Annotated in this window: 8 protein-coding genes and 1 pseudogene; 5 read left to right on the plus strand and 4 right to left on the minus strand. The window is 66.8% G+C overall.

Annotation, left to right across the window (positions count from 1 at the left end; all coding sequences use genetic code 11):
* Positions 1-89 precede the first annotated feature (89 nt).
* The 5 genes and pseudogenes from ACK5M9_RS13200 to ACK5M9_RS13220 all read left to right on the plus strand — a co-directional run bounded on the left by ACK5M9_RS13200 (position 90) and on the right by ACK5M9_RS13220 (position 4454).
* Positions 90-1193, plus strand: a complete 1104-nt coding sequence (locus tag ACK5M9_RS13200) for an iron-siderophore ABC transporter substrate-binding protein (RefSeq protein ID WP_416893615.1) — start codon at positions 90-92, stop codon at positions 1191-1193.
* Positions 1194-1515: 322 nt separating this feature from the next.
* Positions 1516-1779, plus strand: a pseudogene (locus ACK5M9_RS13205) (PE family protein); the annotation flags it as partial.
* A gap of 27 nt (positions 1780-1806) precedes the next feature.
* Entirely contained in the window at positions 1807-2523 is a 717-nt protein-coding gene (locus tag ACK5M9_RS13210) for a PGRS repeat-containing protein (protein WP_416893622.1), read from the plus strand.
* A 212-nt stretch (positions 2524-2735) separates the two neighbouring features.
* Positions 2736-3776 carry an NAD(P)-dependent alcohol dehydrogenase gene (locus ACK5M9_RS13215; RefSeq protein ID WP_416893616.1) on the plus strand — a complete coding sequence of 347 codons (1041 nt, stop codon included), beginning with the start codon at positions 2736-2738 and terminating at the stop codon, positions 3774-3776.
* 72 nt (positions 3777-3848) lie between these two features.
* Positions 3849-4454: a restriction endonuclease gene (locus ACK5M9_RS13220; protein ID WP_416893617.1), complete on the plus strand. Its 606-nt coding sequence runs from the start codon at positions 3849-3851 to the stop codon at positions 4452-4454.
* A gap of 32 nt (positions 4455-4486) precedes the next feature.
* Here ACK5M9_RS13220 and nrdF read toward each other — a convergent pair whose 3' ends face one another.
* The 4 genes from nrdF to nrdE form a co-directional block, all read right to left on the minus strand.
* On the minus strand, positions 4487-5458 hold the full coding sequence (gene nrdF / locus ACK5M9_RS13225; protein WP_416893618.1) for a class 1b ribonucleoside-diphosphate reductase subunit beta: 972 nt from the start codon (positions 5456-5458) through the stop codon (positions 4487-4489).
* A gap of 133 nt (positions 5459-5591) precedes the next feature.
* Positions 5592-7151 (minus strand): flavin-containing monooxygenase, encoded by a 1560-nt coding sequence (locus tag ACK5M9_RS13230; protein ID WP_416893619.1) that lies wholly within the window; start codon positions 7149-7151, stop codon positions 5592-5594.
* 124 nt (positions 7152-7275) lie between these two features.
* Entirely contained in the window at positions 7276-8058 is a 783-nt protein-coding gene (locus ACK5M9_RS13235) for a TetR/AcrR family transcriptional regulator (RefSeq protein WP_416893620.1), read from the minus strand.
* 92 nt (positions 8059-8150) lie between these two features.
* The coding region (gene nrdE, locus ACK5M9_RS13240) for a class 1b ribonucleoside-diphosphate reductase subunit alpha (RefSeq protein ID WP_416893621.1) at positions 8151-10103 on the minus strand (1953 nt) is incomplete at its 5' end.

Genomic DNA, 10103 nt, shown 5'->3' on the forward strand with positions numbered 1-10103 from the left:
GGGTCGGCCCCCTGCCCCAGGCCCCCTGCCCCAGGCCGCCCGGTCGGCAACGGGCCCCCAGCCCCCCGCCGGATGTTAACGTCGACCGCGTGCACTCCGGAGGCCTCCGATCCAGCCTCGCCACCGTCTTCGCGACAGCGATCGCGCTCGCCTGCGTCGGGTGCGGCTCGGCTCAATCCGGCAAATCCGGCGGCCTCTCATCCGGGTCCCTGGTCACCCCCACCACCCAGATCGCCGGCGCCGGCGTGCTGGGCAACACCCGCAAGCCCGACCAGTCGTGCGCCCCGGACGCCGCGGCGGCCGATCCCGGACCGCCGACCCGGCCGGCCCCCAACGCGGCGGGCGCGGCCCCCGACGAGGTGCAGGTGCCGGCCGACCCGCAGCGGATCGTCGTGCTCGGCGTGGGCCAGTTGGACGCGCTGTGCGCGTTGGGCTTGCAGTCTCGGATCGTTGCCGCGGCGTTGCCCGCCGGGTCGTCGACGCAGCTGTCCTATCTGGGAACGGTGGTGGCCGACCTGCCGGCCGTCGGGTCGCAGGAGGCGCCCGAGGTGAGTGCGATCGCCGAGACTCACCCGGATCTGATCCTGGGCTCGGCGGGCTCGGCGCCCGACCTGTACCCGCAACTGGCGGCGATCGCGCCGACGGTGTTCACCGGCGCACCCGGGGCTGCCTGGGCGGACAACCTGCGCGGCATCGGCGCCGCGACGGCCCGCGGTGAGGCGGCCGGCGCACTGATCGAGGACTTCGCCCGGTACGCCGCCACCACCGGGGACAAGCACGACGCACCGCACTTCCAGGTGTCGGTGGTCCAGCTGACCGACACCACCATGCGGGTCTACGGCGCGGACAACTTCGCGGCCAGTGTGCTGAGCGCGGTCGGGGTGGACCGCCCGATACCCCAGCGGTTCACCGACAAGCCCTACATCGAATTCGGCACCACCACCGCCGACCTGGCCCGCGACCCGGATTTCTCGGCGGCCAACGGCGACATCATCTTCGTCTCGTGCGCATCGAAGACGGCTGCCCAGCGTGCCGCGACCGTCTTCGACAGCACCCCCTGGCGCAAGCTCGGCGCCACCCGCGACAACCGGGTGTTCGTCGTCAACGACGAGATCTGGCACACCGGCCAGGGCGTGATCGCCGCCCGGGGCGTCGTCGTCGATGCCGGCTGGATCAGCGCGCCGATCAACTGACACCTGTACGCGCCGAATCGGCCCACCCCCGGCCCCCTGGTCGAGTGTGAAATCCGCGACGCGACACGCCGATGGGGCGTCGTGGGATTCACACTCGACCGCGGCGTCGGTGCCCCAACGGCGTCGGTGCCCCAACACCCAATATAGGCGCGGTATTTTTCACAACTTCATTCGCATTTACTGATTTTCGGCTGAATTACTGTATTCATACTGTGAAATAGAGCTACACTTTCTATCGAGTGCCGAAATGCACCATGAATTCAAACTCTGGTGTGCAGCGATCACCGGACGGTTGCACGGCCCACTCGGGGAGCGTGAGTTCATGTCGTTTGTCGTTGTTTCTTCCGATCAATTGGCCGCGGCGCCCGCGTGGGTAGCCGATATCGGCGCGGCACTCGACGAGGCCAACGCCGCAGCGGCGGCACGGACGACCGGCCTGGCCGCTGCCGGAGTCGACGAGGTGTCGGCCGCCATGACCGCGGTCTTCGAAGAGTTCGGGTAGGCATATCAGGCCGTGAGCGCCCAGGCGGCGGTGTTCCACCAGGGGTTTACCGCATCGCTGGCCAGCGCGTCGGCGTCCTACGCGAGCGCCGAGGCATTCTCTGCGGCCAGCGTGGGCGAGCAGATCCTCGACACGATCAACGATCCGTTCGTCACCTATACCGGGCGCCCGCTGATCGGCGACGGCGCCGACGACACCGCGGCCAGCATCAACGGGAAGCCCGGAGGCTGGCTGTACGGCGAAGGCGGCGACGGCTACTCGCAGACCACTGTCGGGGCCGCGGGCGGTGCCGGCGGGTCGGCGAGCCTGCTCGGGCGGGGCGGCGATGGGGGCGCCGCAGGTGCCGGGGCCGTCGGCGGCGCCGGGGGCAACGCGGGCTGGCTCTACGGGGAAGCCGGGGCCGGCGGCTCCGGGGGTGTGGGCGGCATCGGCGGGGCCGGCGGAGCGGGCGGCAACAGCGGCGACGGCGGCAACAGCGGTGACGAGGACGGGGAAGCCCTGGGTGGCTTCGGTGGTGCCGGAGGCGAAGGCGGTGAAGGCACCACCGGAGTCGGCGGTGCCGGTGGCTCAGGTGGTAACGGTGGTGAAGCCGGCGACGGCGGCACATTCCAGAACGCCGGCGGCAACGGTGGCGAAGGTGGCCCCGGCGGCACCGGCGGCACTTCCGGTGGCGCCGGCTGCGCCGGTGGCAACGGCGCTGACGCGGGCAGCGGCGGTGATTCCAACACCGGCGGCGGCGGCGGCGGAGGTGGCGGCGGCACCGGGGACAACGGCCTGGTCCCGATCGGCGGGGACGGCGGAGCCGGAGGAAATGGCGGTAGCCCCTGAACCGCGACAGCCCCTGAACCGCGGTGCGAGAGCCCCCCTCCCGCTGCCCCCTGCCCCCCGCTGCCCTGCCCCCCGCCCGCCGCCCCCCGCCCGCTGCCCGCTGCCCTGCCCCCTGCACCGGGCGATAGGCACATCCGCGGCTTCCGGCATGGCCCGATCCGGTTGCCCTGACTAAAATTTTCGGCAACGCACCCGAAGGAAAGGGCCTACCGATGAGCACTGTCAACGCCTACGCCGCCACCTCGGCCACCGCGCCGCTGACCAGGACGACCATCACCCGTCGCGAGCCCGGGCCCCACGATGTGGCGATCGACATCAAGTTCGCCGGCATCTGCCATTCGGACATCCACACGGTCAAGGCCGAGTGGGGCACACCGAACTATCCGGTGGTGCCCGGCCACGAGATCACCGGCGTGGTGACCGCGGTTGGCGCCGAAGTGACCCGGCACCGGGTGGGCGACAACGTCGGAGTCGGCTGCCTGGTGAACTCCTGCCGGCGCTGCAGCAGTTGCCGGCAAGGGCTCGAACAGTATTGTTCGGGCGGTTCGACGGCCACCTACAACGCCATCGACGCCGACGGCACACCCACCTACGGCGGATACAGCCAATCGGTCGTGGTCAACGAGGATTTCGTGTTGAGCATCCCCGAGTCGCTGCCCATGGACAAGGCCGCGCCGCTGCTGTGTGCGGGCATCACCCTGTTCTCCCCGCTGCGGCACTGGAACGCGGGCCCGGACACCCGCCTGGCGGTCATCGGCCTGGGCGGGCTGGGCCACATGGGCGTCAAGCTGGGTGCGGCGATGGGCTGCCGGGTAAGTGTGCTGTCGCAGTCGCTGAAGAAGATGGAAGACGGATTGCGTTTGGGCGCAACCGACTACCACGCGACCGCCGACCCGCAGACCTTCAAGAAGCTGCGCGGGAGTTTCGACCTGATCCTCAACACCGTCTCGGCCAATCTCGATCTCGGCCAATATCTGAGCCTGCTCGACGTCGACGGCACCCTGGTTGAACTCGGGATTCCCGAGCACCCGATGAAGGTGCCGGCGTTCGCGCTGGCCATGGCGCGGCGCAGCCTGTCGGGATCCTGCATCGGCGGCATCGTCGAGACCCAGGAGATGCTGGACTTCTGCGCCGAACATGGGGTCACCCCCGAAATCGAGGTCATCGACGCCGACTACGTCAACGAGGCCTACGAGCGGGTGCTGGCCAGCGACGTGCGCTACCGGTTCGTCATCGACATCTCGACCTTGTGACGCGCGCACCGGTCGAGTGTGAATCCCACGACGCGACACGCCGCGTGAGCGTCGCAGGATTCACACTCGGCGGTGCGTGACGGTACCCATCCCTATCATCGGCTGGTGCGCAAGATCGTCGTCGGAATCCCGGTGCTCGCGGGGCTGGTCGGCGGCGTCGCCCGCCACGACCCGGGGGCCGGCTTCGTCGTGTTCTACCTGGCCCTGCTGCTGACGGCGCTGGTCTGGCTGGCCGTGCGCGAATTGTCGGGCAGGCGGCCGGTGAGCATGGCGGTGATCGACGCGATGGACGGCATCGAGTTCGAGGACTACGTCGCCACCCGGCTGAGCAGGGCCGGCTGGCAGGTCAGCCTCACCCCGCGGGTCGGCGATTACGGGGTGGACCTGATCGCCGAGAAGGACGGCCAGGTGGCCGCGATCCAGTGCAAACGCCACAGCAAACCGGTGGGGGTATCCGCCGTGCAGCAGGTGGTCTCCGGCGCGCGCCACCACGGATGCACCCGCAGCATCGTCGTCAGCAACCAGGACTTCACCAGCGCGGCAAAGCAGTTGGCGCACACCCACGGCTGTCAGCTGATCGGCCGCCGGGTGCTGCAAGGCTGGGTGCCGCCCCCGCGCCCGGGCGGCCCGCCGGTCAACCCGTCGAGTGTGAAATCCGCGACGCGACACCCCGATTGAACGTCGCGGGATTCACACTCGGCGCGGCGGCGTCAGAAGTCCCAGTCCTCGTCCTCGGTGACCACGGCCTTGCCGATCACATACGACGAACCCGACCCGGAGAAGAAGTCGTGGTTCTCGTCGGCGTTGGGTGACAGTGCGGAGAGGATCGCCGGGTTGACGTCGGTCTCGTCACGCGGGAACAGGGCCTCGTAGCCGAGGTTCATCAGCGCCTTGTTCGCGTTGTAGCGCAGGAACTTCTTGACGTCCTCGGTCAGGCCGACCTCGTCGTAGAGGTCCTGGGTGTACTCGACCTCGTTGTCGTAGAGCTCGAACAGCAGCTCATAGGTGTAGTCCTTGAGTTCGGTGCGCCGCGCCTCGTCCGCGGCGGCCAGTCCGCGCTGGAACTTGTAGCCGATGTAGTAGCCGTGCACCGCCTCGTCGCGGATGATCAGCCGGATCATGTCGGCGGTGTTGGTCAGCTTGGCCCGACTCGACCAGTACATCGGCAGGTAGAAGCCGGAGTAGAACAGGAAGCTTTCCAGCAGCGTGGAGGCCACCTTGCGCTTGAGCGGGTCGTCCCCCCGGTAGTACTGGAGCACGATCTCGGCCTTGCGCTGCAGGTTGGGGTTTTCCTCCGACCAGCGGAACGCGTCGTCGATCTCGGCGGTCGAACACAGCGTGGAGAAGATCTGGCTGTAGCTCTTGGCGTGCACCGACTCCATGAACGCGATGTTGGTCAGCACCGCCTCCTCGTGCGGCGTCAGCGCGTCGGGGATCAGGCTGACCGCGCCCACGGTGCCCTGGATGGTGTCGAGCATCGTCAGGCCGGTGAACACCCGCATGGTCAGCTGTTTCTCGGTGGCGCTCAGCGTGCCCCAGGACGGGATGTCGTTGGACACCGGCACCTTCTCGGGCAGCCAGAAGTTACCGGTCAACCGGTCCCAGACCTCGGCGTCCTTCTCATCGTGCAGACGGTTCCAGTTGATCGCTGCGACGCGGTCGATCAGTACGTTTCCAGTCACCGGAACTCCACTTCACTACGAACTTCGCTACGAACCCAACTACGACGAGTTGGGCCGTGTTGCCTACGCCACAAACACTACCCCTGGTGGCCGACAAGACAACGCAACACAAGAAGTTGTGTTTGCGTGTCGCCTACCCCGTGGCCGCAGCCCGGCGGGCACGCGGAGTTTCGACCGCTTCGAAGAACTCGTACTCCCCCGGCTTCACCGACCGGGTGGCCAGCCAGTACTGCCAGGTGTAGCCGCTCCACAGCACGGTGTTCTTGCCGTGCTCATCGAGATACCAGCTGGCACAGCCGCCGGCGTTCCACACCGATCCGGCCAGTTTGGCCTGCAACTCGTCGTTGAAACGGTCCTGCGCTTCGCGGGTGGGCGCCAGCGCCGCCGCACCTCTCTTGTCGCAGATCGCGATGGCCTCGGCGACGTAGCGGATCTGCGACTCGATCATGAACACCACCGAGTTGTGGCCCAGACCGGTGTTGGGCCCCAACAGGAAGAACAGGTTGGGCATGCCGGCGACGGTGATGCCGCGGTGCGCGCCGATCCCCTCCCGGTTCCACCTATCCACCAGATCCTCACCGTTGCGTCCCTTGATCTGCACGTAGGTGTAGGAGTCGGTGACGTGGAAGCCGGTTGCGTAGACGATCACGTCGACTTTGCGTTCGCGGCCGTCGGCGCTGACGATCCCATCGGGGGTGATCCGCTCGATCCCCTCGGTCACCACCTCGGTCTTCGGGTCGGCGACCGCGCGGTAATAGGTGGTGGAGTTCAGGATGCGCTTGCAGCCGATGCGGTAGTGCGGCGTCAGTTTGCGACGCAGCTCCCGGTCCTTCACCGAGCGCCGGATGTTGTACTTCGCGTACTGCTCGATGAACTTCAGCGCCCACGGGCGTTTGGTCATGCCGATCGCCAGCGATTCCTGGCCCCAATAGATCACCAGGCGAACCAGTGCGCGCAGGCCCGGCACGGTCGCCATCGCCGCACGGAGCCGCCGCGGGATCTCGGGGTTGGATCGCGGCACCACCCATGCCGGAGTGCGCTGGTAGAGCTTGACTTCGGCGACCTGCCCGACGATCTCGGGCAGGATCTGGATTGCGCTGGCCCCGGTGCCGACGATGGCAACCCTCTTGCCTCTCAGGTCGACGTCGTGATCCCACTGCGCAGAATGGAACGCCGGGCCGGCGAAGTCGCCGCGGCCCTCGATCTCGGGGACGGACGGGATGTGCAGGGCGCCGGCGCCGGAGACCAGGAACTGGGCGATGTATTCACGTCCGTCGGCGGTGAAGACGTGCCAGCGGCACTCGTCGTCGTCCCAGTAGCCCCGGTCCACCAGTGCGTTGAACTCGATGTAGCGGCGCAGCCCGTATTTGTCGGCCACGCCTTTGAGGTAGTCCCAGATCTCGGATTGAAAGGAGAACGGGTGCCGCCAGTCCGGCTTCGGCTCGAACGAGAACGAGTACAGGTGCGACGGGATGTCGCAGGCGCAGCCCGGGTAGGAGTTGTCCCGCCAGGTGCCGCCGACGTCATCGGCCTTCTCCAGGATGTGGAAGTCCACGCCTTGCTTCTGCAGTGCGATGGCCATGCCGAGGCCGGAAAACCCGGTACCGATGATCAGGGTGCGGGTGCGCACCGGCGGCAGGCCCGATCGGGTTTGGCCGGCCTCGTCGATTGCCGGAGTCGCTAGATCGGTCATGCGAGTACGTCCTGTCGGAGCCGGTGTGAACGGGCGCGTCCGAACGCGCCACGAGGAATCATTCGGTAACCAGTACCGAGGGTACCGGATAATTGTGCGTGTCGGCGATGGTCGTGACCATGTCTCACACCGCCGCCGTCGGCACCGTGTCGTGGATCGGCTTGTCGGGGTCTATCACGATGCCCATCGTCTCGGCGGTGCCGACGATGACGCCCAGCAGGATCGTGGTCAGCTGGGTGACGAACCGCTCCCGTGTCATCGACCGCGTGCTGTCCGATTCCGGGCCCAGCCACCATTCGGTGGCCGACGCCGCGCAGCCGAAGGCGGAGAAGGCGGCCAGTTCGAGTGCGGCGCCGCTGAGCTCCATGTCCCGCAGTTCGTCGTTGAACATCTCGGCGATGGTCAGCGTGATCTCCCGGCCTTCGGTGAAGGGCCGCACCATCGCGTTCGGCTGCGACCCCGACCCGCCGTTCTGCAGGAAGACCCGCACCACATTGGGGTGTTCGTCGAGGAGCCCGACGAATTCCTCCACCGCGCACCCGATCACCTGGCGTACCGAGTCGGTGGCCAGGTTGATCGACGGGAAGATCGCCGCCCACAGCATGTCGCGCAGGCGTTCGCCGATGGCCCGGAACAGATCCGACTTGTCCGCGAAATGGCGGTAGATCTTCGGCTTGGCGGTGCCGGCTTCCTCGGCGATCTCGCGGACGCTCAATTCGGGCCCCAGCCGATCGATGGCCCGGAACGCCGCGTCCACGATGTCGCCGCGCACCTTCTTGCGGTGTTCGCGCCAGCGTTCGCTGCGCGCGTCGACCTTCGCCCCTGGCCTGCCGGGCTGGCCCGACTCGGCCCGCCCGCCATGCTTGGCCGACTGGGCGCCGGGCTGGTGCCGACTCGGTTTCGCCACGTCACGAACCCTACCGCCTGGAAGCCGCCACGGCCTTGGTCAGCCCGGACGTCGGGGACACGCGACACCGGCGCCACCGCCGGCGGGCAATCTCACAGCATGCAGGACACGCAGCCCTCGACCTCGGTGCCCTCCAGCGCCATCTGACGCAGCCGGATGTAGTACAGCGTCTTGATGCCCTTGCGCCAGGCGTAGATCTGCGCCTTGTTCACGTCCCGGGTGGTGGCGGTGTCCTTGAAGAACAGCGTCAGCGACAGTCCCTGGTCCACGTGCTGGGTGGCCGCGGCGTAGGTGTCGATGATCTTCTCGTAGCCGATCTCGTAGGCGTCCTGGTAGTACTCCAGGTTGTCGTTGGTCATGAACGGAGCCGGGTAGTAGACGCGGCCGATCTTGCCTTCCTTGCGGATCTCCACCTTCGACACGATCGGGTGGATCGACGACGTCGAGTGGTTGATGTAGGAAATCGATCCGGTCGGCGGCACCGCCTGCAGGTTCTGGTTGTAGATCCCATGCTCGCGCACCGACTCCTTGAGCCGCTGCCAATCGTCCCGAGTCGGGATGTGGATGTCCGCGTCGACGAACAGCTGGCGCACCCGGTCGGTGGCCGGCTCCCAGGCCTGCTCGGTGTATTTGTCGAAGAACTCCCCGGAGGCGTACTTGGACCGCTCGAAGCCGGCGAACCGGGTGCCGCGTTCTATGGCGATCCGGTTCGAGGCGCGCAGCGCGTGGTAGAGCACGGTGTAGAAGTAGATGTTGGTGAAGTCGACGCCCTCTTCGGAGCCGTAGAAGATGCGTTCCCGGGCCAGATAGCCGTGCAGGTTCATCTGCCCGAGCCCGATCGCGTGGGAGTCGTTGTTGCCCTGCTCGATCGAGGGCACCGAGGTGATGTGCGTCTGGTCGCTGACGGCGGTCAGAGCGCGGATCGCCACTTCGATGCTCTGGGCGAAGTCCGGCGAGTCCATCGTCTTGGCGATGTTCAGCGACCCGAGATTGCACGAGATGTCCTTGCCCACTTTGGCGTACGACAGATCGTCGTTGAACAGCGACGGCGTCGACACCTGCAGGATCTCCGAGCACAGATTCGAGTGGGTGATCTTGCCGTCGATGGGGTTGGCCCGGTTCACCGTGTCCTCGAACATGATGTAGGGGTAGCCGGACTCGAACTGCAGCTCGGCCAGCGTCTGGAAGAACTCGCGCGCCTTGATCTTGGTTTTGCGGATGCGTGCGTCGTCGACCATTTCGTAGTACTTCTCGGTCACCGAGATGTCGGCGAAGGCCGCGCCGTAGACCCGTTCGACGTCGTAGGGCGAGAACAGGTACATGTCCTCGTTCTTCTTGGCCAGCTCGAAGGTGATGTCGGGAATCACCACGCCCAGGCTCAGCGTCTTGATCCGGATCTTCTCGTCGGCGTTCTCCCGCTTGGTATCCAGGAAGCGGTAGATGTCGGGATGATGCGCGTGTAGATACACCGCGCCGGCCCCCTGCCGCGCGCCGAGCTGATTGGCGTAGGAGAACGAATCCTCCAGCAGCTTCATGATCGGGATGACACCGGAACTCTGGTTCTCGATCTTTTTGATGGGTGCACCGTGCTCACGGATGTTCGACAGCAGCAGCGCAACCCCGCCGCCGCGCTTGGAGAGCTGGAGTGCCGAATTGATCGACCGCCCTATCGACTCCATGTTGTCTTCGATGCGCAGCAGGAAGCACGAAACCGGCTCGCCGCGTTGCTTTTTGCCGGAGTTGAGGAAGGTCGGCGTGGCTGGCTGGAACCGGCCGGAGATGATCTCATCGACAAGATTGCGGGCCAGGGAGGTGTCGCCGTCGGCCAGAGTCAGAGCCACCATGCAGACCCGGTCCTCGAAACGCTCCAGGTAGCGCTTGCCGTCGAAGGTCTTCAGCGTGTACGAGGTGTAGTACTTGAAGGCGCCGAGGAAGGTCTGGAACCGGAACTTCTGGGCGTAGGCGTGGTCGAAGATCTGCTGCAGGAACTCGAACGGGTACCGGTCCAGCACCTCGGCCTCGTAGTAGCCGTGTTCGATCAGGTA

It is taken from the genome of Mycobacterium sp. (assembly GCF_047975165.1).
GTDB lineage: Bacteria > Actinomycetota > Actinomycetes > Mycobacteriales > Mycobacteriaceae > Mycobacterium.

Bases quoted from the DNA above. Each gene is read 5' to 3' on its own strand.
- ACK5M9_RS13215 (WP_416893616.1), top strand. From the start codon at position 2,736: ATGAGCACTGTCAACGCCTACGCCGCCACCTCGGCCACCGCGCCGCTG.
- ACK5M9_RS13230 (WP_416893619.1), bottom strand. From the start codon at position 7,151: ATGACCGATCTAGCGACTCCGGCAATCGACGAGGCCGGCCAAACCCGA.